This is a genomic window from Amycolatopsis sp. TRM77291 (genome assembly GCF_054166285.1).
Genome location: NZ_JBSZHF010000001.1, coordinates 8978142 through 9003686, shown reverse-complemented (window position 1 = coordinate 9003686; position 25545 = coordinate 8978142). Strand labels below are relative to the sequence as shown.

Below are 25545 nucleotides of genomic sequence, written 5' to 3'. Positions count from 1 at the left end.
CCCGGAACGCCCGCCCGGCCGCGGGCCCGCCCCGGCGCCCGGCCCCGCGGCGGTCGTTCCGCGGCCCCAAGATCGCTCTCGGCCTGGTCTCGCTGCTGGTGATGGGCCTGACCGGGTACGCGTGGGCCGCGATGGACGGCCTGACCTTCGCGAACGTCGGCATCGGCGCGGACGAAGGCGACAAGCCCGCCGACGGCGCCCGCGACATCCTGCTCGTCGGTCTCGACAGCCGCACGGACGCGCAGGGCAACCCACTGTCCAAGGAGCTCCTGGCCCAGCTGCGCGCCGGGCAGGCGGACGGCGAGCTGAACACCGACTCGCTGATCTTCGTGCACATCCCGAACGACGGCTCCAAGGCCGTCGCGATCTCGCTGCCGCGTGACTCCTACGTCGACATCCCCGGCGGCTACGGAAAGCACAAGATCAACTCCGCTTACGCCCGCGCGATGCTCGACGAGCGCAAGAAGCAACAGGAGAACGGCGTCTCCGACCCGAAGGAACTCGACCAGAAGGCCAACGAGGCCGGGGCGAAGACCCTGATCAAGACGGTCGAGCAGCTGACCGGTTCGACCATCGACAACTACGCCGCCATCAACCTGCTGGGCTTCAGCGAGATCACGCAGGCCATCGGCGGCGTCGACGTCTGCCTCAACAACGACGTCAACGACCAGTTCTCCGGCGCGAAGTTCACCAAGGGCCCGCACACGATCTCCGGTGTCGAGGCGCTCGGCTTCGTCCGGCAGCGGCACGGGCTGCCGCGCGGCGACCTCGACCGCGTCGTCCGGCAGCAGGTGTTCATGGCCGGGATGGCGCGGAAGGTGCTGTCGGCGGGCACGCTCGCGAACCCGGGCAAGCTCAACGACCTGATCACCGCCATCAAGAAGTCGGTCGTGCTCAACCAGAACTGGGACGTCTTCGGCTTCGCGCAGCAGATGAAGAGCCTGACCGGCGGTCAGCTCGAGTTCCGGACGATCCCGATCGTCAACATCGAGTACAAGACCCCGAACGACGGCGTCGCCATCCAGGTCGACCCGAAGCAGGTCAAGAACTTCGTGCAGGGGCTCGCGGGCCCGCAGCCGGGCGAACAGCAGCAGGCGCCGCCCGCCGAGTCGCCCAACAAGGCGACCACGGTCGACGTCCGCAACTCGACCAACCGGGACGGGCTGGCCTCGTCGGTGCTGAAGCAGCTCGTCGACAAGGGCTTCACCGCGGGCGACACGGCCACCGCGAGCGCGCGCAAGAAGACGGTGGTCTGGGTCGCCAAGGGCGAGAAGGCGGCGGGCCAGGCGGTCGCCGACGCGCTCGGCGGCAACCCGACCGTCCAGGAGGACAAGAGCGTCCAGGCCGGGCACGTGACGGTCTTCCTCGGCTCGGACTTCAAGGCGCCGAGCGGTGCCGAAGGCTCCGGCTCCTCGCAGAACGCCGCCAGCTCGTCGGCCGCCGCGCCCCCGCCCGAGCAGTCCGCCGAGAAGCCGATCACGGCCGAAGGCGTGCCCTGCGTCAACTGACGCAGGCGCTCCTCCGGGCAGGCGGGCTCGCAGCGGCTTGCGCCGGCACTCAGGCGCGGCACCACCTCCGGCACATGTCGCGAAAGCCACTTTCAGGACGTCAGATGTCCCGAAAGTGGCGTCGCGAAAGCCACTTTCAGGACGTCAGATGTCCCGAAAGTGGCTTTCGCGACACGCCCACCCCACGCGGCGCAACGGCCGGATGAGCCCTGACGACCACTCAAACACCCCTCCGCACGCCCTTTCCTTCACCCATTCGGCCCAGCGAGCCAAAATCGATAGGAAAAGCACCCCCGAAACCGCGTAAGAGCGGCGTCCCTGCCGACTTTCATACACGTGAGCGCGCTCGTCCCCGGTTTTGTCACACGGGGCGGGCGGTGGAGAAGGTTGGCAAGGCAGGGGATGGGGAGTGCTGATCGACGCTGAGAGCTATCAGCGGATACTCGGAGACGAGCTCCGCAAGCTCCGCCGTAAACGTGGCTGGACACGCAAGGAACTGAACCAGCATCTGCAGAGCGAGATCTCGCTCCAGACGCTGGCGACCTACGAGCTGGGCACCCGGCACTGTTCCGTGGTGCGGCTGGTCGAACTGTGCGTCGCGATGGACGAGCTGCCACAGGATCTGCTGGCCAAGGTGCATCGCCGGGTGTTCGTGGACGAACCGGGCCGCGTCCGGATCGACCTGCGCCAGGTGATCAAGGACGAGCAGGAGGAACTGCTCCCCCTTCGGCGGTGGGCGGACGACCGGCTCAAACGGTCGGGTGACAACGGCTCCGCCGAGGTCCATCTGGACCTCGCGGCGCTGGAGCGGATGGCCGAGCTCTGCGGCATCCCCACCGTCGATCTCATCGGAAGGCTTCGCCGGCTCAACCCCTCATGAGCGCGGCGTTCCCCGGTCCGTGAGAGCCATGCCCCCCATCTTGGCTTTCACGGACCTCCCCCTCTTTTTCAGCCGAGGAGTTCGTAGTCCTCGCGGCGCACCTTGCGGGTGTCGAGCCAGTACCGCCAGGTGAAGCCCGGCCAGATCGTGCGGTTGACGCCCTTCGCGTCGAGATACCAGCTCTTGCAGCCGCCCTGGGTCCAGATGCCCTTCGCGAGTTTGCGCTGGATTTCGGTGTTGAAGCGCTCCTGCGCCTCCGGCCGCGGGTCGAGCGCCTTGCCGCGGGCGAGCCGCAGCGCCTGCGCGACGTAGGAGATCTGCGCTTCGATCATGAACACCACGGAGTTGTGCCCCAGCCCGGTGTTCGGGCCGAGCAGGAAGAACAGGTTCGGGAACCCGGACACGGTGATGCCCTGATACGTCCGCATGCCCTCGGTCGACCACTCCTTGCCGAGGTTGCGCCCGTCGCGGCCGATGATCTCCAGATCGTCGAAGGCGTCGGTGACGTGGAATCCGGTGCCGTAGATGATCGCGTCGACCTCGTGCTCGACGCCGGCGCCGTCGACGACGCTGTGCTCGCGGACCTCTTTCACGCCGTCGGTCACGACGTCGACGTTGTCCCGCGCGAGCGCCGGGTAGTAGTCGTTGGAGACCAGGACCCGCTTGCAGCCCATGGTGTAGTCCGGCGTCAGCTTCCGGCGCAGTTCCGGATCCTTGACGCTCTTGTGGATGTTGCGCTTCGCGATGCGCTGGCCGATCTTCATCACCCACGGCTGCCCGTTGAAGCCGATCGCGCGGGCTTCGAGACCCCAGTAGAGGAAGTTGCGGAAGGCGCGCTGCAGCAGCGGCACCGAGCTGAACGTCTTCCGGAGCGCTTCGGGCATCTCGCGGTCCGGCTTCGGCATGATCCATGGCGGAGTCCGCTGGAAGAGCGTCAGTTCGGCGACGTCCTTCGCGATCCGAGGCACGAACTGGATCGCGCTCGCGCCGGTGCCGACCACGGCGACGCGCTTGCCGGTGAGGTCGTAGTCGTGTTCCCACCGCGCGGAGTGGAAGGCGCGGCCCTTGAAGCGCTCGATGCCGGGCAGTTTCGGGATCTGCGGCAGGTGCAGCGCGCCGACCCCGGCGACCAGCGCGGGCGCGACGAACTCGTCGCCCGACTTCGAGGCGACGTGCCAGCGGTTCTCGTCCGCGTCCCAGCGGGCGCCGGTCATCTCCTGGCCGAAGCGGATGAAGCGGTGCAGGTCGTACTTCGCGGCGACGTCGCGCATGTACTGCCAGATCTCCGGCTGCGGTGAGTACGCGCGGGACCAGCCGGGGTTCTGCTCGAACGAGAACGAGTACATGTGCGAGGGGATGTCGCAGGCGCAGCCCGGGTAGGTGTTGTCCCGCCAGGTGCCGCCCACGTCGTCGGCCTTCTCCAGGATGACGAAGTCCTCGCGGCCCTCTTTGCGCAGCTGGATGGCCATGCCCAGCCCGGAGAAGCCGGTTCCGACGATGACGACACCGGTCTCGGTGCGGTTGCCCATGACCCGACCTCTCGTTCGTTTTACCTGTTACCGGAAGTCCACCTTACTCGAAGTAGGTTACCTTCGGTAGAGTGTTGTGGTGACGACGGCGAAGCGCAAACGCATGCCACGAGCAGAGCGGATGCGGCAGATGATCGAAATCGCTGAAGAGGTCTTCGCCGAACGCGGCTACAGCGCGGCGTCGATGGACGACATCGCGGAACGCGTCGGGGTCTCCAAGCCGATGCTCTACGAGTACTTCAACTCGAAAGAGGGACTGCTGCTGGCCTGTATCCAGCAGTCCCGGGCGGCGCTGCGCGAGGTCACCGAACAGGCGACCGTGGGCGCGACGTCCGCCGAGGACGCGCTGCGGCGCGGACTGCTCGCCTTCTTCGTCTTCATCCGGGAACGGCGGCAGGCCTGGTCGCTGCTCCGCCACGAGATGGCCCTGATCGGGACCGGCGCCGCCGACGAGATCGAGCAGACCCGGCGCCAGCAGACCGACCTGATCGCCGCACTGATGGGTGACTACTTCGACGCGGGGGACGACCTCCGCGCCGAGGCGTCCGCGGAGTTCGTCGTCGGGGCGTGCGAGCGGCTCGCGATCTGGTGCGAACGGCACGAGGACGTCAGCCCCGAAACGGCCACCGGATACGCCATGGATGTGCTCTGGTCAGGCCTGTCCGCGCGGGCCCGCTGAAACGACTGTGAAGATGCTCGTGCATTAGGCCATTCGGTCGTCACTCAGAGCACATTGCCGCCAGTGTCTTGTGACACAGAGTTGTCCTACTGTATCGATGACACTGTAGAAAGTCTGATGGACAGTCGCGGCCTCCGTCAGGAGGGGGCGCCACCACCCGAAAGTGGCGTCATGACGGCGGCGTGACCGAGTCCATTGAGTGACGCATGCTCGCGAGGAGAGGGGTGAGGCGGATGACCGAACCGATCACCGCGTCGTACGTCCAGGAGGACGGCGACTGGAAGGTCACGGTCAGCGGCTCCGGCAAGGAACTGACCGGTCGCGCGCCGGGCATCATCGCGGCACGGGACCGGGCCGACCAGCTGGTCGAGAAGCTGTCCCCGCCGGAACATTCGACGGTGGTGCACCTGCTCAACGGCAGTGCGCTCGAGTTCACCGCCGCCTATATGACGGCGAGGCTCACGCTTCCGGAGATCGAACCGCTCGAGGTTCCTCCGCCGGCGAACGGCAAAGCCAAGGAGAAGGCCGCCAAGCCGCCGGTGCCTCAGGGCAAGGAACTCCCGAAGGCCGTCGACGAGGCGAAGTCCAAGGAGAAGCCCGAGCCCGCCAAGACACCCGCCAAGGCGGCCCAGACCTCCTGAGACCTACTTCAGGAGTTTGCGGATCAGCAGCACGCCGATCAGCACCGCCCCGCCGATGAGCGGGTACTTCACCTTGGGCTCGTCCAGCTTCGCGCGCAGACCGGTCTTCGCGGAATCCACCAGCTTCGCGGGGTTCGCCTTCGTGCCCAGCTGGTCGAGCGTGGCGACCAGCGCGTTCCTGGCCTGCTCGATCTCACGCTCGATGGTCTCGGGATCGCGAGCCACGTGTCCTCCTCGCCGCGACGGACTTGCTGGAAGCCCACGTTAGAGGACGCCACCCCGTACCGTGGCACCGGCCACGCCGAGAAACGCGGATCGTGTCGCACGCTACGATTTCGGGGCAGTACTGGGGGCCCGTAGCCCAATTGGCAGAGGCACACGGTTTAGGTCCGTGCCAGTGAGAGTTCGAGTCTCTCCGGGCCCACCCTCACCTGCTCGAGACGCTTGGACTCAGCGTGCGGTGGCCACCCGTCGGGCTGTTTCGACCAGCGTCTGTGCCGCCCTGCCCGCACGCTTGAACTCGTCGACGGTGGCCGGAGTGTGGCTGTAGCCCGCCTTGGTCTTCAGTTTGAGCAGGGCTCGCAGGTGCTTCGCGGTCTCCTTGTCGGCCCGAGCCAGCAAACCGATCGCTTCGTCGTGGTTCTCACCCTGCGCGTGTTCGCCCAACCTGGCACAGCAGATGACGTCGGAGGCCGCGATGCCGGCGTGAACGCACAAGGTCACGTACGCAGCGGCGATGTCCTCGTGCTCATCGGCGAGTTCGCGGATCATGTCCGCCGCCTCGTTGAACTGGGTCGCCTTGTGCAGCCGCCCCCGCTGAACGCTCGCGTCGCATTTCCTGATCCGCACGTCAGCCATTTCTCTTTCGCAGATGACCGGTCAGCCATGCCCGGCTCCCGGCCACGGTCAGCCCGTCTCGAGCCACGTCACGCAGAACAGCCTCGTCGTAAGCCCGTTCGGCGAGTTCGGCTTCGGCGAACTCCAGGGGACGGGTGTCGTTGCCGGTCCAGCGGGTCACCTCGACCGCCAATTCATCGACCTGCGTTTCCCAGCGGTCGGCGTCGGCGTCATCGGGCCGGATCAACAGCAGGTCCACGTCGCTGCCCTCCGTCGCCTCCCCGCGTGCCACCGAGCCGAATACCGCGGCGTACACCGGCGGGACCTGCCAAGACTCCAGGCGATCCTCGATGCGTTCCAGGAGGGTCTTCCGCAGCTGAGCGAGCGCGATGATGTGCTCCGCCGCGAGGTGATCGCGGTTGAGCCGGTACGTGAAGGCGTTGCCGACCCGGTCGGACTCCACCACGCCCTGCTTCACCAGGCGCCGCAGCACCTTGCGGATCCCCTCCTCCGAATGCCTGGCCAGCAGGCGATGCAACTGCCCTGTCGTGAAAATGCCGTCATGGCCGGCGAGGACGGCGAGCACGTCGCCGTCGAGCGTTGGGGTGACCGTCATCAACGGCCGGCTCAAGTCCACTGCCCGACTCCCGAGACTGGCAACTATAGTACTGGAATGCCAACTATAGTACATTCACCTGTCTTATAGTACGGCACCCGGGCTTAGCGCGCCCGGTCGTAGACCAGCGCCATCTCCCCCAGTTCCCCGACCTCCTGATAAGCCAGCGCCCACTTCGACGCCGGCAGGCCGTCGGCGAACAGCCGCTGCCCGCCGCCGGTGATCTCGGGGCAGATCATCAGGTACAGCCGGTCGAGCAGGTCGTCGGCGAGCAGGGCCTTGATGACGCTGGCGCTGCTGTTGACCAGGATGTCGCCTTCCCCGTTCGCCTTCAGGTCGGTGATGACGTCGGCGACAGGGGCGTTCACGACGCGGGCGCGGTCCCAGGGCGCTTCGGTCAGGGTCGTGGAGAAGACGACTTTTTCGGCGTCCACCAGCCACTTCGCGTAGGCGCGGTCGCGCGGGTCGGCGTTCTCGTCGGCGGCGATGGCCGGCCAGAAGCCCAGGAAGCCTTCGGCGTTCAGCCTGCCGAGCACCGCCGTGGTCGCCGTCTCGTGGATACGCGCGAGGTGGGCGCGGGCGACGTCGGTGGTGGCGTACGAGACGATCGCGCCCATGTCGCCAGGGCCGCCGGGGCCGCTGTAGTGGCCGTCGAGGGTGAGGCTGATGTTCGCGGTGACGCGGCGGCGGGTCGGGTTCGTCATGTCGTTCAGTCCTTTTCCTGGGTGAGCTGAGCTGCGAGGTTGTCGAGCACCTGGCCCCAGCCGGTTTCGATACCGGCGATGAAGGGGACCGCCTCGACGGTCGTTTCGGTGATGCGCAGGCGGAGCCCGAGCCGGGTCCCGCCCGGCGCCTCGGTGAACTTCAGGTCGTAATGACCGGTGAAGAAGGTGTCCCCCTTGGCATCCAGCACCGAGAGGTCGAATTCGAGGTGTTCGGGTTCGGTCGCGGCGCGGACCTCGCCCGAGGAGCGGTATCGCCCTTCGGCGTCGCGGTAGTCGAGTACGGCCCGTCCCCCGGCCCGCGGCTCGATGACGCAGTCGGTGACGGTCATCGAAGGCGGCGCCCACCAGGACGCGAGCAGCGCGGGCTCGGTCCAATGCCGCCAGACCTCGTCCGGTGACGCGGCGAGCAGACGGTCGAACGTGAACGCCCGGCCGTCCGCCCACCGATCCCGGTCCGCGGATGCGGTGTCCGCGGAGATCGCGGCCTGATAGCGCGTGAGGACATCTCGCTCGCCCTCGTTCGCTTCGATGGTCGCGATCAGCGCCCGCAGCCGTCCTTCGAAGTCCTTCAGCGGGCTCGCTTCGACGGCGTAGACCCGGCGCTGCCCCAGAGGGAAGACCGTCACGAGGCCGGCGCGGGCAAGGGTCTGCAGGTGCTTCGTGGTCTGCGGCTGCCGCAGGCCGGTCAGCTCGGCGAGTTCACCGACGGATCTCGGCCGCTCGGCGAGAAGCTCGACGATGCGCCGCCTCGCTCCGTCCCCCAGTGCCGCTGCGATCTGCTCCATGCCCAGAAGTATTCACTTAGCAGAATATTCCTGTCAAGGAATATCTTGGCGATGGAACTCCAGGAGGCTTCGCTCCTCGGTCAGGGTGGTGACGGAGTCGAGGACCAGCCCGTGTGCGGCGGCGAGGTCGCGAAGTTCGTCGAGGCGCCGCTCTCGGCCGCCGTAGAGCACGAGCATGACCAGGTCCCATTCGGTCTGGGCCCCGAGCCCGCCGACCGCCTCGATGACGAGGATCCGGCCTCTCTGGCCGGCCGCGTCGGCGCAGCGGGCCAGGATGCGATGGGCGTGCTCGTCGTCCCAGTCGTGGAGGATGTCGGAGAGCAGGTAGGCGTCCGCGTCTGCCGGGAGCGGGTCGAAGAAGCTGCCCGCGGTGACCTCGACGCGGTCTTCGAGGCCTTGCGCGCGCAGTTCCCGTTCCGCGGCCGCGGCGGTCGGCGCGAGGTCGACGAGATGGCCTCGCATCGAGGGGTTGGCCTTCACGATCGCGGCGAGCAGGCTGCCGTGACCCCCGCCGACGTCGACGAGCGTGCCGAAGCGGGACCAGTCGAATCCGGCGACGAATCGCGGCGCCTGCGCCAGGAACCGCTGGGTCATCTGGCGGTCGAACGTCTCCCGCAGCCGGGGGTTCTCGGCGAGATCCGTCCAGAAGTCCTTGCCATAGCGGCGGATGTAGCCCGCCTCGCCGGTGGCGATGCTATGCGCGAGTTCGATGAACGCCAGCTCACCGCGCCCGCCGGCGGCGTTCATGTCCAGGAGCCCGGCGAGCCCGTTCCCCGCGTCTGCGCGGAGTTTCGCCCCGTACTCGGTGGTGCGATAGCCGTCCGGAGTCGCCTCGACGACGCCGAGGGTCGCGAGATGTCCGAGCAACAAGCCGAGGGCGAGCGGGGATTGGCCCAGCTCCGCCGCCAGATCGTCGACGGCCGCGCAGGGTCCGGACAACCTGTCCGGCAGCCCCAAGGTCACCGCGACCCGCAGCGCCATCGGCGTCGCGAGCCCCGCCAGCCGGAGGAATTCCTGTCTGTCCTTGTCATGGGTGGTCACGGCTGTCCACTGTGGCAGCGCGGTCAAGCGACTTACGGCACCAGCGTGCGCCCGGTGAGGCTCGCGTTCTCCACGGCTTCGACATAGCTCCGCGCGACGTCGGCCGCCGGGGTGCCGCCTTCCGGCTCGCCGAGCGCGGCGAGGGTTTCGCTCACCCAGCCGGGGCTGACGGCGTTGACCCGGATGCCGCGCGGCAGTTCACGCGCGGCCGCGGCGACGAACTCTTCGAGACCGGCGTTGGTCAGGACGCCGAAAGCGCTGCCGCGCAACGTCTCCGGGATCCGGCCGGCGGTCAAGGTGACCGAGCCGCCATCCGGCAGATGAGGGATCGCGCGCCGCAGCAGGAACACCTGACCGAGCAGTTTCCCTTGCAGCCCTTGGGTGAACTCTTCGTCGGTACCGCCGTCGACCGGCACCAGCGAGCCGCTCCCCGCACAGCACACGACGTGCTCGATCCCCGGCTCGGCGGCGAAGAGCTCGTCGAACGTGGCGGGCTGCTCGACGTCCACCTTGACCTCACCGGAGCGGGACGCGGGGAGCACGGCGTGCCCGCGCGCGGTGAGTACCGACGAGACGGCGGCTCCGATCGTCCCGGTGGCACCGATCACGAGGATCTTCATCGGCGTCTTTCCCTTCAAGGTCGCGTGAGTGGTTCGGTTTCGTAAGCCCGGTGCAGCGCCGTGACGAACGACGTCGCTTCCGGCAGCGGCGTCGCGCCGATCCGGCGGACCGCGATCCCCGGCGTCCACGAGTTCATGACCACCGCGCCCGCGAGCCCCGGCGATTCGGCGAGCGTGACCTCCTGGACCCGTTGCGGCACACCGAGCGCCCCCAGCCGCCGCTGGACGACGCCCATCGTGGTCCCCGCCAGCAGGTCGGCGTCCGGCCACACCACCGTATCGCCGTCCCAGAAGGCGAGGTTCCAGATCGTCGCCTCGCTCAGCCTGCCCCGACGGTCGACGAACGCCGCGTCGTCGAAACCTTCGCTGATAGCCCGCCGCCGGTAGTACGTCTTCGCCATCTCGCCGGTGTGCTTGAAGGCGGGGAGGGCGCGCTCGTGTTCCACGGCCGTCAGCGCCAGCGGCCCCGCCGGACCGGACGCCGGCGGCCGGGTGCGCACCAGGACTTCGAGGTCACCCGGCAGGTGGACCGTCACGGTCAGGGAGACGTCCGCCGGGCCGGATTTCAGTGCCTCGCGCATATACGAACGGATCCGGTCGTCGGGCAGGGCGTCGCCGAACAGCTCCAGCGAGGCGGTGCGGAGCCGGCCCAGGTGCAGGTCGAGACCGCGCACCCGGCCGTCCCGCACCTGCATGGCGGTGAAATGCGCGAAACCGGCGAAGGCGAGCGGCGCCAGCTCTTCGGCGGTCGCCGTCCGGCCGTTCAGCTGCGCGACATGAGGACTCATGCCCGCACCGTAATCCGGTTGCGGGCGCCGTGCCCCGGCGGAAGGATCCCGCGGGTGTCCGCATCGCGTACCGAGCTGTCGCGCTGGCAGTTCGATCTGACCTGGTCGTTGTTCGATTACCACCTCGCCGATCTCGAACCGGCGGACTTCCGCTGGGAGCCCTCGGCCCGGTGCTGGACGATCCGGCCGGACGGCACCCCGGACTGGGCCGGCACCGAACCCGACCCGATCCCGGTCCCCACGATCGCCTGGCTCACCTGGCATATCGGCTGGTGGTGGAGTGTCGCGCTGGATCACGCGAACGGACGGGCTCCGCGCGAGCGCGAGGAAATCACCTGGCCCGGCGAAGATTCCACCATCGAGTGGCTGCGCGGTCTCCGCGAGGAATGGCTGGCGGTGCTGGATCGGTTGACCGACACCGACCTGGACGCGCCTTCCGCCTATCCGTGGGGCGAGGACGCCGGGCTGACCTTCGCCCACACTGTCGCCTGGGTGAACTCCGAACTGATGAAGAACGTGGCCGAGATCGGGCAGCTCAGGTTGCTGCGGCGCGGCTCGGTGTGACGCCGGGGATGGACTTCAGCTCGCCGAGAAGCATCGAACTGACGGCGACCGGATAGTCGTCGAGCGCGTACAACGTCCCGGCGAGTTCGACGCGGACCGGGGTTCTTCCCTTGTACGCCAGCAAAGTCCGCTTCAGTTCGAGGACCGCGTCCTCGGTCAGCCGCTCGGCGGTCGCGTGCAGCGTCAGCGGCGGCTCACCGTCGCCCGCCGCGGAGAGATCGAGCGGCACGAGACCGCCGCCGAACACCGACATCTTGTCCTCCCGCCAGTTCACCCGGCCGCTGACGCGGACGGCGGCGTCCTCGGCGAGATCCGCCGCGAACAGCGCGTACGCCTTGGGAAAGAACAGCACTTCGAGCGCGGCGTCCAGATCCTCGATCGTGCAGATCGCCCACGGCTCGCCCTTCTTGTTCACCCGCCGCTCCAGTGACGTGACGATCCCGGCGACGACCAGTTCACCCTCGCGCGGCGGATTGTCGAGGATCGCCGCGATCGGCCGGGGCGCGTGCGCCCGCAGGGCGTGTTCGGCGCCATCGAGCGGATGCGCGGACACGTACAGCCCGAGCATTTCCCGTTCGTGCGCGAGCAATTCCTTACGGGGCCACTCTTCGACACCGAGCTTGAGGTGCGCGAGCGGCGAGGTGCCGTCGTCGCTCTCCTCACCCGGCCCGAAGAGATCGAACTGGCCCATCGCCTGCTTGCGCTTCAGCGGCACCACGGCGTCCACCGCGTCCTCGTGCACTCGCTGGATCGAGAGCCGCGTATGCCCGAGCGAATCGAACGCACCCGCCTTGGCCAGGGATTCGATGACACGTTTGTTGCAGGCCACCAGTTCCGACTTGCCGAGGAAGTCGGTGAACGACGCGTACTTCCCCTTCTCCTGCCGGGTCTTGATGATCGCGTCGACGACGTTCGCGCCGACGTTGCGCACCGCGCCCAGCCCGAACCGGATCGCGTCCCCCACCGCGGAGAACCGGAGCCCGGATTCGTTGACGTCCGGCGGCAGCACCTTGATCCCCAGCCGACGGCATTCCGAGAGGTAGACCGCCGACTTGTCCTTGTTGTCCCCCACCGAAGTCAGCAGGCCCGCCATGTACTCGGCCGGGTAATTCGCCTTCAGGTACGCGGTCCAATAGCCGACCAGGCCATAGCCGGCGGCATGGGACTTGTTGAACGCGTAGCCGGCGAACGGCAGGATCGCGTCCCAAAGGGCCTGCACGGCCTCGCGCGAGAAGCCGTTGGCGACCATGCCGTCGCGGAAACCCTCGAACTCCTTCTCCAGTACCTCTTTCTTCTTCTTGCCCATCGCCTTGCGCAGCACGTCGGCGCGCCCCATGGAGTAGCCCGCTACGTCCCGCGCGATCCGCATGATCTGTTCCTGGTACACGATCAGGCCGTGCGTCTCGGCCAGGATCTCGCGTAGGGGCTCGGCGAGTTCGGGGTGGATCGACTCGATCGGCTGCCTGCCGTTCTTGCGGTCCGCGTAGTTGTTGTGCGTGTTCATCGCGATCGGGCCCGGCCGGTACAACGCGTTCACCGCGATGATGTCGCCGAATCCGGTCGGCCTCAGCCTGCGCAGCAGATCCCGCATCGCGCCGCCGTCGAGCTGGAAGACGCCGAGACTGTCTCCGCGGGCGAGCAGTTCGTAGGTCGCCGGATCCTCGACGCCGAGCGTGTCGAGATCGATCTCCTCGCCGCGATTGGCCTTGATGTTGTCGAGCGCGTCACCGATGACAGTGAGGTTCCGCAGGCCCAGGAAGTCCATCTTCAGCAGGCCGATGGCCTCGCACGACGGATAGTCCCAGCCGGTGATGACCGCGCCGTCGTCCCGCCGCCACAACGGTATCGCGTCGAGCAGCGGTTCACTCGACATGATGACGGCGCAGGCGTGGACGCCGGCGTTGCGGATCAGGCCTTCGAGACCGCGCGCGGTCTCGAAGATCTTGGCCGCCTCACCGTCGCCTTCCAGCAGCGCGCGGACTTCCGCCGCTTCGGCGTACCGCTCGTGGCCCGGCTCGACGATCCCCGCGAGCGGGATGTCCTTCGCCGCGACGGGCGGCGGGAGCGCTTTCGAGATCCGGTCCGCGATCGCGTATCCGCTCTGTCCATAGTGGACACGGGCGGCGTCCTTGATGGCCGCCTTCGTCTTGATGGTGCCGAAGGTGATCACCTGTGCGACGTGCTCGGCACCGTACTTGTCGGTGGCGTACCGGATCATCTCGCCGCGGCGCCGGTCGTCGAAGTCCATGTCGATGTCCGGCATGGAGACCCGCTCCGGGTTGAGGAACCGTTCGAAGAGCAGGCCGAGATCGATCGGGTCCAGGTTGGTGATGCCGAGCGCGTACGCCACGAGCGAGCCCGCCGCCGAGCCGCGGCCCGGCCCGACGCGGATGCCGACGCGGCGCGCGTGGTTCATCAGGTCGGCGGTGATCAGGAAGTACGCCGGGAAACCCTTTTCGGCGATCACGCCGATCTCGAACTCGGCGCGGGCGAGGTACGCCTCGGGGACACCGTCCGGCAGACGACGCCGCAGCCCGGCCGCGACCTCCTCGCGTAGCCAGGACTCCTCGTCATGCCCGTCAGGGACCTCGAAGACCGGCATGCGGTCGACGTGCCGGTAGACGTCGTCGTACGGCTCGATCCGTTCGGCGATGAGCAACGTGGAGTCCGCCGCGCCTGGGACCTCCGTGTCCCAGTACTCCCGCATCTCCTCCGCGGACTTGAGGTAGTAGCCGTCGCCGTCGAACTTGAACCGGCCGGGATCGTCGAGGGTCTTGCCGGACTGGACGCACAGCAGCGCCGAATGCGCGGCGGCCTTGTCCCGCGTGACGTAATGCGAATCGTTGGTGGCCAAGGGTTTCAGCCCGAGTCTGCGGCCGATGTCCAGCAACCCGTCCCGCACGGACCGTTCGATCGGGAGCCCGTGGTCCATCAGTTCGAGGAAGAAGCCGTCCGCGCCGAAGATGTCGCGGTAGTCCGATGCCGCCTGGATCGCCTCGCCGGGCTGCCCGAGCCGGAGCCTGGTCTGCACCTCGCCCGACGGGCATCCGGTGGTGGCGATGATGCCTTCGTGGTGCCGGGCGAGGAGTTCGCGGTCCATCCGGGGTTTGCGGTAGTAACCCTCCAGGCTGGCCAGCGAGGACAGCTTGAACAGGTTCCGCAACCCGGTCGCGTTCTCCGCCAGCATGGTCATATGCGTGTAGGCGCCGCCACCGGAGACGTCGCCGCCGTCCCCACGCCGTCCCCAGGACACCGGTTTCTTGTGAAAACGGGACTCCGGCGCGAGGTAGGCCTCGATGCCGATCACCGGTTTGAGCCCCGCCTGGACGGACTGCCGGTAGAACTCGTCCGCGCCGTACATGTTCCCGTGGTCGGTCATGCCCACCGCGGGCATGCCGAGCCGCTTGGCCTCGGCGAACAGGGGCGCGATCTTGGCCGCGCCGTCGAGCATCGAGTACTCGGTATGAACGTGCAGGTGCACGAAGGAGTCCACCGGTCACTCCCCACGGTTGTACGATTCCGGTCCGACGCGGCGATTGGACCGTCGCCGTGCCGATGTTGTCCAACAAGCGACACGCGACCGTCGACAACCAGAAGTTGTAGGGAGACACAGTGGAGCTGGATCTGGGCGCGGTGCGCGCGTTCGTCGCGGTGGCCGACGACCGGTACTTCAGCGAGGCGGCTATCCGGCTGGAGATCAGCCAGCAGGCGATCTCCAAACGCGTCGCGAAGCTGGAGTCGGATCTCGGCGTGCGGCTGCTGTCACGGACCCGCGGCGGGGCCGAGCCGACCGAAGACGGCGAAGAGTTCCTCACTCACGCCCGTGCGCTGATCAGCCTCGCGGACCAGGCCGTCGAACGCCTCCGCGGCAGGCGGCGGGCGCTGCGCGTCGACGTCCTCGGCACGCGGCTGGCGACCATGGAGGTCGTCCGGGCCTTCCACGCCGAACACGACGACGAACTGGAGATCGTCACGCCCGGGCTGGGCGCGATGCGCCGGTCCCTGCTGCCGGATTCCGTCGATGCGGCCTTCGCCCGCGTCAGCACCGTGCCGTCCCCGGGCATCGCCCGCACGCCCGCCTACCTGGAGCCGGCGAACCTGCTGGTCGGACGACGGCATCCGCTCGCACGGCGGCGCCGGGTCGCGATGGCGGAGCTGGCAGGCCTGACGGCGTGGATGCCCTACAACGCGCGGGCCAGCGAATGGGCGGAGTTCTGGCAGGAACTGTGCCCGGAGTTCGGCATCCTGGTCGACACCGACGGCCCGAACTTCGGGCTCGAACACCACATCGAGGTGCTGAGCGAGTCGACGGACAGGCTGGGTTTCGTCGGCGCGAAAATGCACGTGCCGTGGCATCCGGACGTCGTCCAGATCCCGCTCGTCGACCCGACGCCGGTGTATCCGTTCTCCCTGCTGTGGCGGTACGAGAACCGGCACCCGACGCTGCGGTCGCTGATCGAGCACGTCCGCTCCGCCTACCGGCCGTTCGACCCGGAGCGGCAGTGGCTCCCGGTGTCGGACCGGGAGGCGATGAGCGCGGCCGACGACTGTCCTTTGTGGCCGGACCGAGCACCGTCTTGACGGGCCACGGATCGGGATCTACTCTTCTCCCTTCAGACAGGCACAGACGAAGAGCCACTGTCAGCGGTCTTCGTCGTGTCTGTTTTTTTGTGTCGGATCGCTGACAGCCAGCGCAGAAAGTTGGCGGTCCATGAGTTCATCGACGCTCAGCCCGACAGGCTCGATCTCGAACGTTTCCCAGGTAGCCGCGCTGATCAACAGCCTTTCGAGGTTGCCGCGCAAGGCGAATCTGCTGTGGTACCTCGTGCTGGGCGGCCTGTTCCTGGACGCCTACTCCAACGCCGCGCTCGGCGCCGGCCTGTCGCCGATGATCAAGGAACTCGGCCTCAGCTCCACCCAGGTCGGCGTGCTGACCGCGACCGCGCCCGCGGTCGCCATCCTGTTCAACCCGATCGGCGGCTGGCTGGCCGCCCGCGTCGGGCGCGTCAAACCGCTCATCGCCGCCAAGGCGATCGCGGCGATCGGCGCCGTGCTGACGGCGACGGCGGGCGGCTTCGGCGAGGTGTGGTTCGGTCGCGGCTTGGTCGGTGTCGCCTACGGCATCGACTTCGCGGTCGCGATGGCCATGCTCGCCGAGTACACCCCCGCGAAACTGCGCGGACGGCTCAACCTCTGGCAGTCCGTCTGGTACGTCGCCACCACCGTGAACCTGGGGCTGACGCTGGTGTTCTTCCACCTCGACGCCGGGGTGGGGATCTGGCGGTGGTCGGTCGGCTCGGCCGGTGTCTTCGCGATCGTGCTGCTGGTCCTGCAGGTGACGTTCCTCGTCGAGAGCCCGTCGTGGCTCGCGGCCAAGGGCAGGCTCGCCGAGGCCGCGGTCAGCCTCCGCCGGATCTACGGTTTCCAGGTGACCCCCGGAGCGAGCAGCGGGCCGGATCCCGCCACGGAACAGAAGATCGGGTTCCGGCACGCGGGCGTGCTGTTCCGCAAGCCGTATCTGCCGCGGACCTTCCTGTCCACGGCGATCTCGCTGACGCAGTCGATGCAGTACTTCGCCGTCGGGTGGTACCTGCCGGTGATCAGCCTGGCGATCTTCGGGCAGGCGTTCCAGACCGCGACCCTCGGTTCGATGATCTTCAACATCGCCGGGATCATCGGCGGCGCGCTGTCGGCGTACGTCGGCAGGAAGATCGGGCTCCGGACGAGCTCGGCCATCGGTTACGCGTTCGCGTTCGCCATCCTGCTGGTGATGGGGCTGGGTTTCGGGAAGCTGCCCATCGCCGTCGGCTTCCTGCTCCCGTTCCTGTTCATCTTCTTCCACTCCGCGGGCCCCGGCGCGAACGGCAAGTCGATCGCGGCGCTGTCCTACCGCAGCGACATCCGCACGCTCGGCACCGGGGTGACCGGGATGCTCGGCAGCTTCGGCAGCGTCATCGGGCTGTACGTGTTCCCGCAGATCAAGGAGGCGATGGGCCTCGGGCCGACGATCGCCCTGCTCGCGGTGGTGCCGTTCCTCGGCCTGGTCTCGTGCCTGATCGTGCGCTGGGACCCCACGCGCAGCGGGATCGACCCCGACGACGAGACGATCGACCTCAGGCTCGGGAGCGCCTGATGCGGCGCGGGATCCTGGCCGTCGACGAGGGTTCCACCGGCACGAGGGCGGCCGTCGTCGGCGAGGACGGCAGGTGCGGGCCCTCCTTCTACACCTCCATCGACGTGAGCCACCCCGAACCGGCGCAGGTCGAACAGGACGCGATGCAGCTGCTGGACCGGACCCTCGACGTCGCCCGTCAAGCGGTGGCGTGGGCGGCCGGGAACGGCGTGGAGATCGAGGGCATGTCGATCTGCACGCAGCGGGCGACGGCCGTCCTGTGGGACCGGGAGACCGGTCGTCCGCTGGCCCCCGCCGTGGTGTGGCAGGACAGCCGTTACGCCGCGGAGCTGGCGCAGCTCGCTCCGGAGTGGGACCGGTACCTGTGGCCGGCGACCGGGCGTCCGGTGGGGACTCGCGCCCCGTTCCTGTGGGCGGCACGGCAACTCGAGCGGCTCGACGTCCCGGCGGAGCGGGTGCTGTTCGGTTCCGTCGACACCTGGCTGGTGTGGCATCTCAGCGGTCGCGAGCGCTTCACGATCTCGGCGACCAACGCCGTCGCGTTCGGCGGATATCGGTTGCGTGAGCACGCGTGGGACCAGGAATGGTTGGCAGCACTCGGTTTTCCCGCCGAGCTGGCACCGCCGCCCCAAGACGACGACGGCGATTACGGGTACACGGACCCGGAACTGCTCGGTATCCGTGTGCCGATCGCGGCGGTCATGGGCGATCAGCACGCCTCGCTGATCGCGCTCGGCGCGCTGTCGCCGGGCCAGGGCACCTGCGTCCACGGCACCGGCACGTTCGTCGGCGCGCTGGCCGGTGACGAACCGCCCGAGGCGGTGGGTGGGCTCGACGGCGTGCTGTGCCTGGTCGCCTGGCGTAGCCGCGGCCACAGCCGGTTCAGCCTGGAGGCCTACACCTCGACCACCGGCTCCGCCCTGCGCTGGCTCACCGAGGATCTCGGCCTGTTCACGTCGGCGGCCGAGATCAGCGCGCTGGCCGCGACCCAGCCGAGTGGCGAGGCGACCTGGTTCGTGCCGACGCTCGCCGGGCTGCGCACGCCGGTGCTGCGGCCCGAAGCGCGCGGTGTGCTGGCCGGGCTGAGCTTGGCCACCACACGGGAAGTCCTGGCACGCGCGGTGATCGACGGGATCGCCCACGCGGTGAGCGACACCGTCGACGCCTTGCGGACGACCATGGACCGGCCGATGACGCATCTGCGGGTGGGCGGCGGTCTGGCGGCGAGCGACGCGCTGCTCCAGAGCCAGGCCGATTTCACCGGTCTCGCCATCGAGCGGGTGGCGGATTCGGCGACCGCCAGCCTGCGCGGCGCCGCCTATCTCGCCGGCACGCGGCTCGGGCTGTGGCCGTCGCTGGCCGACGCGGTAGCCCACCGGCCCCCGGAGCGGATCTTCGAACCCGGCCTCGCCGAAACCGACCGGCTGAAGCTGCGGGCGCGCTGGCAAGACGTGCTCGCCGTTTCGCTGTCGTGAATACCCCTTGTTCTGATCGGAAAGGCTTCTCGATGTTCACACTGCCGTCCCGGCGGCCCAACGCCGTCGTCGCGGGAGCGACCCCTTCGGCACCACTGCGGCTGGACCGTCGCACCGCGCTCACCGGACTCGACACCGGCGAGTTCGACCTGCTCGTGATCGGAGGCGGGATCACCGGCGCCTACACCGCGCTGGACGCCGTCTCCCGCGGTCTGTCGGTCGCGCTGGTCGAACGGGACGACTTCGCCTCGGGGACGTCGTCCAAATCGTCCAAGATGGTGCACGGCGGGCTGCGCTACATCGAACAGGGCAACTTGGATCTGGTGCGGCATTCCCTGCTGGAGCGCCAGCGGTTCCGCCGCAACGCCCCGCATCTGGTGCAGCGCCTGCCCTTCCTGTTCCCGATCCTGGCGAAGGACGGCGTTTTCGACGCCAGGATCGCCCGCGCCTTCGAGAGTCTCTTGTGGACATACGACCTCGCGGGCGGCTGGCGGATCGGCAAACTGCACCAGCGGCTCACGGTCGACGAGGTGCTGGCGCACGCCCCCACCCTGCGCGCGGACCATCTGCGCGGCGGGCTGATGTACTACGACAGCCGCGCCGACGACGCCCGGCTGACCCTCGCGATCGTGCGCAGTGCGGTCAGGCTCGGCGCGGTCGTCGTCAACGGTGCCGAGGTGACCGGTCTCCGCACCACCGGCGGACGGGTGACCGGTGCGACGGTCGATGCCGACGGCGAGCGGATCGACGTCCGGGCACGCGTGGTCGTCAACGCGACCGGGGTGTGGGCGGACAGCGTCGACGGCATGGCCTCCGCGGGACACCGGCCTCAGGTGCGCCCGGCGAAGGGCGTCCACATCGTGCTGCCCTGGTCCAAGATCCGCAACGACTGCACGGTGACGGTGCCGATCCCGGGCCGGGCGAGGCGGGCGACGTGCACCCGCTGGGGTGATGTGGTCGTCGTCGGCACCACCGACACGGACTACGACGGCCCGACCGACGACGTGCACTGCACCCGCGACGAGATGGAGTTCCTGCTCGAAGGCGCCACGATCGCCTTCGACACCAAGCTCGGTCCTGAAGACGTGCTGGGCGGTTACGCGGGTCTGCGGCCGCTCGTCGGCGGTTCCGAGGGCACCACGCTCGACATGCGGCGCGATCATCACATCACCGTCGCCTCGGGCATGGTCACCGTGACCGGCGGCAAGCTCACCACGAGCAGGCATATGGGCGAACTCGTCGTGGACAAGGCCCTCGGCCTGCTGGACCGGAAAGCCCGCTGCCGCACCAAGAACCTGCCTCTGCTCGGCGGCGCCGGATACGACGCCGAGGCCACCGCGGCGACCGGCGGGATCGCCGCGCATCTCGGCGGCCGCTACGGCACCGAAGCCCGTTTCGTGAGCGAGCTCGTCGACGAGGACCCGGCGCTCGGCGAGCCGCTCATCCCCGGCCAGCCGCATCTCAAGGCCGAGGTCGTGTTCGCGGCAAGGTCGGAAATGGCGCGTTCGGTGGACGACGTGCTGTCCCGGCGCACCCGGCTGCGGTTGTTCGCCAGGGACGCCTCCGTCGAGGCCGCTCCGCTCGTGGGCGAACTGCTCGGCGCCGAACTCGGGCTGTCGCAGGAAACCGTGGCCGCGCAAGTGGAGGACTATCGGGCGGACGTCGCCCGGGAGAAGTCGATTCTGTTGGGAGACAACGTATGATCAGCAGCCAGGCCATCGCCCACCCGTTCAACCGGGGCAAGTACGTGGTCGGCGCGCCGACGCCGCCACGCTGGGGCGACCGCACCCCACCCGGCCAAGGCGCGGCCTCGTTGCAGACGACCACCGTCGCCGTGCCCGCCGCGCTGACCGAGTCGCTGCGGGGCGTCGCGGACGCGGTGCACACCGACCACGACGAGGTCGTGCTGCGCACCCGTGACTGGTGGGCCGGATCGATGATCGGCGAGACCGCCGGGAACCCGGCGACCCCGGACGCGGTGATCGCCGAAGTGAGCACGGTCGAGCAGGTCCAGGCCGTGGTCCGGTTGTGCGGTGAGCACGGGGTGCCGCTGACCGTGTCCGCCGGGCGCAGCAACGTCACCGGCGCGGCGCTCCCGGTCTTCGGCGGGGTGGTGCTGGACGTCTGCGGGCTGAACCGGATCCTGTCCTTCGACGCGGACTCCCAGATCGTCGACGTGCAGGCAGGCATGTTCGGCGACCTGTTCGAAACCGAGCTGCAGAAGGCGCACGGTGCCACCACGGGACACTGGCCGTCGGCCTTCGCACTGTCCACTGTGGGCGGTTGGGTGGCCTGCCGCGGCGCGGGTCAGCTCTCCACCCGCTACGGGAAGATCGAAGACATGGTGGTCGGCCTCGACGTCGTGCTGGCCGACGGCACGCTCGCCCGGTTCGGCGACTACCCGCGCGCCGCCACCGGCCCCGACCTGCGCCAGCTGTTCGTCGGTTCGGAGGGCACGCTCGGCGTGATCACCTCCGTGCGGCTGCGCACCCATCCGCTGCCCGGCTATGCCAAGGCCGTCGCCTACGGTTTCAAAACCTTCGCCGAGGGACTGGAGGCGTGCCGTCTGATCATGCAGCGCGGCGCGACCCCGGCCGCGATGCGGCTCTACGACAAGCTGGAGAGCGGAACGCATTTCGGCCTGCCGGACACCAACCTGCTGCTGATCGCCGACGAAGGCGACCCGGTGCTGGTCGACGCGATGCTCCGTGTCAGCTCAGAGGTCTGCGCGGCGACCGGGTCCGAACTGGACGGTGAGGCCCTCTTCGAGCGCTGGCTGGACGAGCGGATGCTGGTCGGCAAGTCGGCCGACGGATTCACCCCCGGCCCGGGTTTCGTCGCCGACACCCTCGAGATGGCAGGCCCGTGGTCGGCGCTGCCCGTGATCTACGACGAGGTCGTGGCCGCGATCAAGGCCGTTCCCGGCACCTTGGCCGCGTCCGCGCACCAGTCCCACGCCTACACCGACGGCGCCTGCCTGTACTTCTCGCTGCGCGGCGACGTGGAGCCGGAGAAGCGGCGGCACTGGTACCGCTCGGCGTGGGACGCGGCCAATGCCGTGCTCGTGCGCAACGGGGCCGCGCTGAGCCACCACCACGGTTCCGGTCTGCTTCGCGGACCGTACCTCGCGGACACGCTCGGCACGGGCTTCGACACCTTCGTCGCCGTGAAGCGAACCCTCGATCCGCAGGGCCTGCTCAACCCGGGCAAACTCGGGTTGCCCAGTGACTTCGGGCCGAACCCCCTTGACTCCACGAGCTGATCGACCACTGTGGACCGTATGAACGAGAGGATCACGGCGGCGTTCGCGGACGTCCCGGTATGCGCGTCGGTGGTCGGCACCACCAAGGTGGGCGACTTCGCGAACTCGGCGTCCCGCGTCGGCATCCTCGCGGCGGTCCCGGTCGGGCAGCTGGCCAAGATCGTGCCGGTGCTGACGGGACTGGAGAAGATCCTCTTCGTCAACATCGATTCCTGTCCCGGCCTCGCCACCGACCGCGGCGGCGTGGACTTCCTCCAGGAGATCGGGGCGACCGGGGTGGTCAGCACCCGGGTCGCCCCGATCGAACGGGCGCGCACGTTGTCGATGCTCACGATGCACAAGGTGTTCGTCACCGACCGGTCGAACCTGAACCGCAGCCTGGAAGCGGTGAAACGCAGCCGCCCCGACCTGGTGGAGCTCATGCCCGCGCCGATCATCCCGTGGATGTCGGCGCAGGCCCGCGAAGTCATGTCGCCGTTCGTGGCGGCCGGCTTCGTCACCGACCGGTCCGGGGTGGCGCATTCCCTCGCGATGGGCGCACTGGGCGCCGCGTCGTCCGATTCGGGGCTGTGGTCGTTGACCCGGTCCCGGCTGAGCTCAGGAGAAAAATGAGTTTCGTCGTGGTGGCCCGGTACGTGACCGCGCACCGGGACCACGTCCTCGGACTGCTGGAGCCGATGGCCGCCGCCTCGCGGCGTGAGCCCGGCTGTCTCAGTTACACCGTCCACTCCGGAACCGGGGACGGAGTGGTGGTGATCGTCGAGGAGTACGAGTCCGAACAGGACTTCACCGCGCACTGCGAGTCGGAGCACTTCCGGCGGATCGTGCTCGGCGAGGTCGTGCCGCTGCTGTCCGAACGCCAGGTCACCACCTGTGTTCCGGCCGGGAGTGAGCGATGATGCGGGTGCGGGGCGCGGTGCTCCGTGAAGTCGGCCGCCCGCTGAAGATCGAGACGATGACGCTGGAGCGGCCCGGGCCCGGTGAGCTGCTCGTCCGGGTGCGGGCCGCCGGTCTGTGTCACTCGGATCTGTCGGTGATCGACGGCTCGCGGCCCCGGCCGCTGCCGATGGTCCTGGGACACGAGGCCGCGGGTGAGGTGGTCGAGGCGGGGCAGGGCACCGGTTTCACGGCGGGTCAGCATGTCGTGCTGTCGTTCGTGCCCTCCTGCGGCGATTGCCGGCCCTGCCTCACCGGACGTCCCGCCCTGTGCGGTCCGGCGGCCGAGTCGAACCGGAACGGCACCCTGCTCGGCGGCGGTACACGCTGGTCTTCCCCCGGCGACCGGCCGGGGCACCACCTCGGCGTCTCCGCGTTCGCCGAGCACATCGTCGTCTCGGCGCGTTCGGCGGTCGCTGTCGACGACACACTGCCGTTCGACGTCGCGGCCCTCTTCGGCTGCGCGGTGCTCACCGGCGCCGGCGCCGTCTTCAACGCGACCGACGTACGGCCGGGAGACAGCGTCGCCGTGTTCGGCCTCGGTGGCGTCGGCCTCGCCGCGCTCCTCGCCGCGAAGGTCGCCGGCGCGGCGCCCCTGGTGGCCGTGGACCTCGTCGCCGAAAAGCGCGAACTGGCACTGTCCCTCGGCGCCACCCACGCACTCGAGGGCGACGTCGAGGTGATCAAGGAACTCACCGGCGGCGGCGCCGACCACGCCGTCGACACCACCGGTGTGGTCGCCGCCCTTCATCAGGCGTACCGGGCCACCCGACCGGGCGGCACCACGGTCACCGTCGGCCTTCCCGATCCCTCCGCCGAGCTCGCGCTGCCCGCGCAAAGCCTGGTGGCGGAGGAAAAGACGCTGCGCGGCAGCTACCTCGGCTCGTGCGTCCCCCGGCGCGACATCCCCCGGTTCATCGCCCTGTACCGGGCCGGGCTGCTGCCCGTCGAGGTGCTGCTGACACACCGGATCGGGCTGGAGGAGATCAACACTGGATTCGACCGGCTTCGGCGGGGCGCCGCCGTCCGGCAGGTCGTCACCTTCCCTTGAGCAGGGTTCGGGAGCGATGTGCCTTCGCGGCTCCTTGGCGACACCGCGCGCGACTGTCCACAAGAGACACTTTTCGGAACAAGGGCACCGTTTCCGCGTTCGCAGAAACTGATCGAGAAGTCCCGTTCGCGCCCGTCGGGGATGTTCGGTGCCCCGAACCCGGCGGGTTGTCCTCGAGATCGAGCATCGGACACAGCCTGTCGCCCCGAGCCGCCGCACCTCCGCGATGAACACGTCGGCCTGCGCCTCGGGCGAAGGGCTCGCCACCAGCGCGTCGCCGGTGTTGCGCCCGCCGTTCGGCAGGCCGCCACCGTCGGTGAGCTTGACGAACACGAAGGTCACGCCGTGATCCTTGACTGCGCGCCGATAGGTGACGGATTGATAGCGGCTGTAGATATCAATTCCCAGCGCCCTGGTTACAGCCTGACGGGTGAACGAGTGGGGCAAAAGGCCTTAGCGGGCGATAGCCGACACGTCCGATTCGCCCTTTCGGGGCGCCCTCCATGGCTGACGCGGCTCACGCATACCCGTACTGTGACGACATGGCGTCTCGAAGCCCCATTCGCTGGCTGACCCGATGGGCCGACTGGTTCGAAGAGCGCGGCGTCTACGTCCCCGGCGAGGAAAGCCGGGCGGTCGATCCGATGCGCGACTTCGGCTGGCTGATCGTGGCCTGGGTGTCCGGTCTGGCGATCTTCATCCTGTTCTTCGCCTTCGCCGTCTGACCCCTGGCGATGTGTCACCGAGGTGACGACTGTCACTAGTCGTGTCCTTCCGATCACGGATCGGCCACGGCTGTACACCAGGTGCGCCTCAACCCGGCTTCGCCGCTCCTCTCGGCTGCGGAAGACCGTCAGTCTGGACTCTTCGGCACTAATACCTACCTCGAACGGCCCACCCGCACCGCCGACTGGAGTAACCCCACATGGCGCCCCCGCGCACCCCGAAGCTCTTGATCGCCGCCTGCTCGTTGCTGCTGGCGACCGCGTGCGGGGTCCCGGCACCGGAAAAAGGGGCCGCCGTGCTCGGCGCGGACGCTCCGGCGCAGGGCCTGGCCGCGACGCACGCGGACGGCGACCTCGCCTTCGGCGCCCCGCACCGGTTCGCCACCGGGGTCACGATCTCCGTGCCGGCACCGAAGGCGTTCCGCCCCAGCGCGTCGGCGTACCCGCAGAGCCCCCGCGCGGTGGCCTTCGCCATCGAGGTGACGAACGCGGGCGACGCCACCTACCGGCTTTCCGGCCTGTCCGTGACGGGCGAGGTCGACGGAGAGGCTTCAGCGGTCAAACAGGTCGTCGACCCGGTGCAGGGCTACAACGGCATCGCGGACGCGGGCAAGGACGTGGCGCCCGGCCGGTCGGTCCAGCTGAACCTCGCCTTCGCCGTTCCGGACAGGCCGGTGAACCTCCGCCTTCAGGTGCGGCCGAGCCCTGCGGAGCCGGTCGCCGCGAAGTACTGCGGAAAGGTCTGACGCC

Annotated in this window: 26 protein-coding genes and 1 tRNA gene; 17 read left to right on the top strand and 10 right to left on the bottom strand. The window is 68.8% G+C overall.

Features of this window, described 5'->3' with window-relative positions; genetic code table 11:
• Positions 1-1508: LCP family protein (locus ACXIZN_RS42410; protein WP_457960338.1), on the top strand; the 1508-nt coding region annotated here is incomplete at its 5' end.
• Between the two features lie 409 nt (positions 1509-1917).
• A complete protein-coding gene (locus ACXIZN_RS42405) occupies positions 1918-2388 on the top strand; it encodes a helix-turn-helix domain-containing protein (RefSeq protein ID WP_126732732.1) in 471 nt (156 codons plus the stop codon).
• Between the two features lie 68 nt (positions 2389-2456).
• On the opposite strand, the gene ACXIZN_RS42400 is transcribed toward ACXIZN_RS42405, so the two are convergent.
• Positions 2457-3917, bottom strand: a complete 1461-nt coding sequence (locus ACXIZN_RS42400) for a flavin-containing monooxygenase (RefSeq protein ID WP_457960337.1) — start codon at positions 3915-3917, stop codon at positions 2457-2459.
• 121 nt (positions 3918-4038) lie between these two features.
• On the opposite strand from ACXIZN_RS42400, the gene ACXIZN_RS42395 reads away from it, so the two are divergent.
• On the top strand, positions 4039-4596 hold the full coding sequence (locus ACXIZN_RS42395) for a TetR/AcrR family transcriptional regulator (protein WP_378444830.1): 558 nt from the start codon (positions 4039-4041) through the stop codon (positions 4594-4596).
• Between the two features lie 233 nt (positions 4597-4829).
• The gene (locus tag ACXIZN_RS42390) at positions 4830-5237 is read left to right on the top strand and encodes a hypothetical protein (RefSeq protein WP_457960336.1); all 408 of its coding nucleotides are present in this window, start codon (positions 4830-4832) and stop codon (positions 5235-5237) included.
• A gap of 3 nt (positions 5238-5240) precedes the next feature.
• On the opposite strand, the gene ACXIZN_RS42385 is transcribed toward ACXIZN_RS42390, so the two are convergent.
• Positions 5241-5462, bottom strand: a complete 222-nt coding sequence (locus ACXIZN_RS42385) for a DUF3618 domain-containing protein (protein ID WP_005165704.1) — start codon at positions 5460-5462, stop codon at positions 5241-5243.
• Between the two features lie 125 nt (positions 5463-5587).
• Between ACXIZN_RS42385 and ACXIZN_RS42380 the strand changes: the two genes are divergently transcribed.
• Positions 5588-5661, top strand: a tRNA-Leu gene (locus ACXIZN_RS42380).
• A 26-nt stretch (positions 5662-5687) separates the two neighbouring features.
• Here ACXIZN_RS42380 and ACXIZN_RS42375 read toward each other — a convergent pair.
• From ACXIZN_RS42375 to ACXIZN_RS42345, 7 genes are all read right to left on the bottom strand, one after another.
• Positions 5688-6095, bottom strand: coding sequence for a hypothetical protein (locus ACXIZN_RS42375; protein ID WP_457960335.1), 408 nt, complete (start codon positions 6093-6095; stop codon positions 5688-5690).
• Positions 6088-6690, bottom strand: coding sequence for a nucleotidyltransferase domain-containing protein (locus ACXIZN_RS42370; protein WP_457960334.1), 603 nt, complete (start codon positions 6688-6690; stop codon positions 6088-6090). Before ACXIZN_RS42370 ends, ACXIZN_RS42375 begins: the two co-directional genes overlap by 8 nt.
• Before the next feature lie 104 nt (positions 6691-6794).
• The gene (locus tag ACXIZN_RS42365; protein ID WP_457960333.1) at positions 6795-7394 is read right to left on the bottom strand and encodes a dihydrofolate reductase family protein; all 600 of its coding nucleotides are present in this window, start codon (positions 7392-7394) and stop codon (positions 6795-6797) included.
• A gap of 5 nt (positions 7395-7399) precedes the next feature.
• On the bottom strand, positions 7400-8200 hold the full coding sequence (locus ACXIZN_RS42360; protein ID WP_457960332.1) for a metalloregulator ArsR/SmtB family transcription factor: 801 nt from the start codon (positions 8198-8200) through the stop codon (positions 7400-7402).
• 33 nt (positions 8201-8233) lie between these two features.
• Complete coding sequence (locus ACXIZN_RS42355; protein ID WP_457960331.1) at positions 8234-9241, bottom strand: methyltransferase; 1008 nt, start codon at positions 9239-9241, stop codon at positions 8234-8236.
• 32 nt (positions 9242-9273) lie between these two features.
• Positions 9274-9861, bottom strand: a complete 588-nt coding sequence (locus tag ACXIZN_RS42350; protein ID WP_457960330.1) for a short chain dehydrogenase — start codon at positions 9859-9861, stop codon at positions 9274-9276.
• Positions 9862-9875: 14 nt separating this feature from the next.
• Positions 9876-10649 carry an aminotransferase class IV family protein gene (locus ACXIZN_RS42345; protein WP_457960329.1) on the bottom strand — a complete coding sequence of 258 codons (774 nt, stop codon included), beginning with the start codon at positions 10647-10649 and terminating at the stop codon, positions 9876-9878.
• A gap of 54 nt (positions 10650-10703) precedes the next feature.
• Here ACXIZN_RS42345 and ACXIZN_RS42340 point away from each other — a divergent pair, with 54 nt between their 5' ends.
• Positions 10704-11213 (top strand): DinB family protein, encoded by a 510-nt coding sequence (locus ACXIZN_RS42340; RefSeq protein WP_457960328.1) that lies wholly within the window; start codon positions 10704-10706, stop codon positions 11211-11213.
• On the opposite strand, the gene dnaE is transcribed toward ACXIZN_RS42340, so the two are convergent.
• On the bottom strand, positions 11185-14706 hold the full coding sequence (dnaE, locus tag ACXIZN_RS42335) for a DNA polymerase III subunit alpha (RefSeq protein WP_457960327.1): 3522 nt from the start codon (positions 14704-14706) through the stop codon (positions 11185-11187). The genes ACXIZN_RS42340 and dnaE overlap by 29 nt on opposite strands.
• Positions 14707-14825: 119 nt before the next feature.
• Between dnaE and ACXIZN_RS42330 the strand changes: the two genes are divergently transcribed.
• The 11 genes from ACXIZN_RS42330 (at position 14826) to ACXIZN_RS42280 (ending at position 25541) form a co-directional block, all read left to right on the top strand.
• On the top strand, positions 14826-15794 hold the full coding sequence (locus ACXIZN_RS42330) for a LysR family transcriptional regulator (protein WP_457960326.1): 969 nt from the start codon (positions 14826-14828) through the stop codon (positions 15792-15794).
• A 130-nt stretch (positions 15795-15924) separates the two neighbouring features.
• Positions 15925-17346 (top strand): MFS transporter, encoded by a 1422-nt coding sequence (locus ACXIZN_RS42325; protein ID WP_457960325.1) that lies wholly within the window; start codon positions 15925-15927, stop codon positions 17344-17346.
• Positions 17346-18821, top strand: a complete 1476-nt coding sequence (locus ACXIZN_RS42320) for an FGGY family carbohydrate kinase (protein ID WP_457960324.1) — start codon at positions 17346-17348, stop codon at positions 18819-18821. Before ACXIZN_RS42325 ends, ACXIZN_RS42320 begins: the two co-directional genes overlap by 1 nt.
• Before the next feature lie 32 nt (positions 18822-18853).
• Positions 18854-20524, top strand: coding sequence for an FAD-dependent oxidoreductase (locus ACXIZN_RS42315; protein ID WP_457960323.1), 1671 nt, complete (start codon positions 18854-18856; stop codon positions 20522-20524).
• Entirely contained in the window at positions 20521-22083 is a 1563-nt protein-coding gene (locus ACXIZN_RS42310; RefSeq protein WP_457960322.1) for an FAD-binding oxidoreductase, read from the top strand. The genes ACXIZN_RS42315 and ACXIZN_RS42310 overlap by 4 nt, the downstream gene beginning before the upstream one ends.
• 18 nt (positions 22084-22101) lie before the next feature.
• Positions 22102-22695, top strand: a complete 594-nt coding sequence (locus ACXIZN_RS42305; RefSeq protein WP_457960321.1) for a glycerol-3-phosphate responsive antiterminator — start codon at positions 22102-22104, stop codon at positions 22693-22695.
• A complete protein-coding gene (locus ACXIZN_RS42300) occupies positions 22692-22982 on the top strand; it encodes a putative quinol monooxygenase (RefSeq protein WP_457960320.1) in 291 nt (96 codons plus the stop codon). The genes ACXIZN_RS42305 and ACXIZN_RS42300 overlap by 4 nt, the downstream gene beginning before the upstream one ends.
• Positions 22979-24070, top strand: a complete 1092-nt coding sequence (locus ACXIZN_RS42295) for a zinc-binding dehydrogenase (RefSeq protein ID WP_457960319.1) — start codon at positions 22979-22981, stop codon at positions 24068-24070. Before ACXIZN_RS42300 ends, ACXIZN_RS42295 begins: the two co-directional genes overlap by 4 nt.
• Before the next feature lie 148 nt (positions 24071-24218).
• Positions 24219-24419 (top strand): hypothetical protein, encoded by a 201-nt coding sequence (locus ACXIZN_RS42290; RefSeq protein WP_457960317.1) that lies wholly within the window; start codon positions 24219-24221, stop codon positions 24417-24419.
• Between the two features lie 193 nt (positions 24420-24612).
• Complete coding sequence (locus ACXIZN_RS42285; RefSeq protein WP_034308775.1) at positions 24613-24795, top strand: hypothetical protein; 183 nt, start codon at positions 24613-24615, stop codon at positions 24793-24795.
• Positions 24796-24995: 200 nt separating this feature from the next.
• The gene (locus ACXIZN_RS42280; RefSeq protein WP_457960316.1) at positions 24996-25541 is read left to right on the top strand and encodes a hypothetical protein; all 546 of its coding nucleotides are present in this window, start codon (positions 24996-24998) and stop codon (positions 25539-25541) included.
• The last annotated feature ends 4 nt before the right edge of the window (positions 25542-25545 follow it).

Excerpts from the sequence above, each read along its gene's own strand:
- ACXIZN_RS42400 (WP_457960337.1), bottom strand. The coding sequence starts at position 3,917 with ATGGGCAACCGCACCGAGACCGGTGTCGTCATCGTCGGAACCGGCTTC.
- ACXIZN_RS42395 (WP_378444830.1), top strand. The coding sequence starts at position 4,039 with ATGCGGCAGATGATCGAAATCGCTGAAGAGGTCTTCGCCGAACGCGGC.
- ACXIZN_RS42390 (WP_457960336.1), top strand. The coding sequence starts at position 4,830 with ATGACCGAACCGATCACCGCGTCGTACGTCCAGGAGGACGGCGACTGG.
- ACXIZN_RS42375 (WP_457960335.1), bottom strand. The coding sequence starts at position 6,095 with ATGGCTGACGTGCGGATCAGGAAATGCGACGCGAGCGTTCAGCGGGGG.
- ACXIZN_RS42370 (WP_457960334.1), bottom strand. The coding sequence starts at position 6,690 with ATGACGGTCACCCCAACGCTCGACGGCGACGTGCTCGCCGTCCTCGCC.
- ACXIZN_RS42365 (WP_457960333.1), bottom strand. The coding sequence starts at position 7,394 with ATGACGAACCCGACCCGCCGCCGCGTCACCGCGAACATCAGCCTCACC.
- ACXIZN_RS42360 (WP_457960332.1), bottom strand. The coding sequence starts at position 8,200 with ATGGAGCAGATCGCAGCGGCACTGGGGGACGGAGCGAGGCGGCGCATC.
- ACXIZN_RS42350 (WP_457960330.1), bottom strand. The coding sequence starts at position 9,861 with ATGAAGATCCTCGTGATCGGTGCCACCGGGACGATCGGAGCCGCCGTC.
- ACXIZN_RS42345 (WP_457960329.1), bottom strand. The coding sequence starts at position 10,649 with ATGAGTCCTCATGTCGCGCAGCTGAACGGCCGGACGGCGACCGCCGAA.
- ACXIZN_RS42325 (WP_457960325.1), top strand. The coding sequence starts at position 15,925 with ATGAGTTCATCGACGCTCAGCCCGACAGGCTCGATCTCGAACGTTTCC.
- ACXIZN_RS42320 (WP_457960324.1), top strand. The coding sequence starts at position 17,346 with ATGCGGCGCGGGATCCTGGCCGTCGACGAGGGTTCCACCGGCACGAGG.
- ACXIZN_RS42315 (WP_457960323.1), top strand. The coding sequence starts at position 18,854 with ATGTTCACACTGCCGTCCCGGCGGCCCAACGCCGTCGTCGCGGGAGCG.
- ACXIZN_RS42310 (WP_457960322.1), top strand. The coding sequence starts at position 20,521 with ATGATCAGCAGCCAGGCCATCGCCCACCCGTTCAACCGGGGCAAGTAC.
- ACXIZN_RS42305 (WP_457960321.1), top strand. The coding sequence starts at position 22,102 with ATGAACGAGAGGATCACGGCGGCGTTCGCGGACGTCCCGGTATGCGCG.
- ACXIZN_RS42300 (WP_457960320.1), top strand. The coding sequence starts at position 22,692 with ATGAGTTTCGTCGTGGTGGCCCGGTACGTGACCGCGCACCGGGACCAC.
- ACXIZN_RS42295 (WP_457960319.1), top strand. The coding sequence starts at position 22,979 with ATGATGCGGGTGCGGGGCGCGGTGCTCCGTGAAGTCGGCCGCCCGCTG.
- ACXIZN_RS42285 (WP_034308775.1), top strand. The coding sequence starts at position 24,613 with ATGGCGTCTCGAAGCCCCATTCGCTGGCTGACCCGATGGGCCGACTGG.
- ACXIZN_RS42280 (WP_457960316.1), top strand. The coding sequence starts at position 24,996 with ATGGCGCCCCCGCGCACCCCGAAGCTCTTGATCGCCGCCTGCTCGTTG.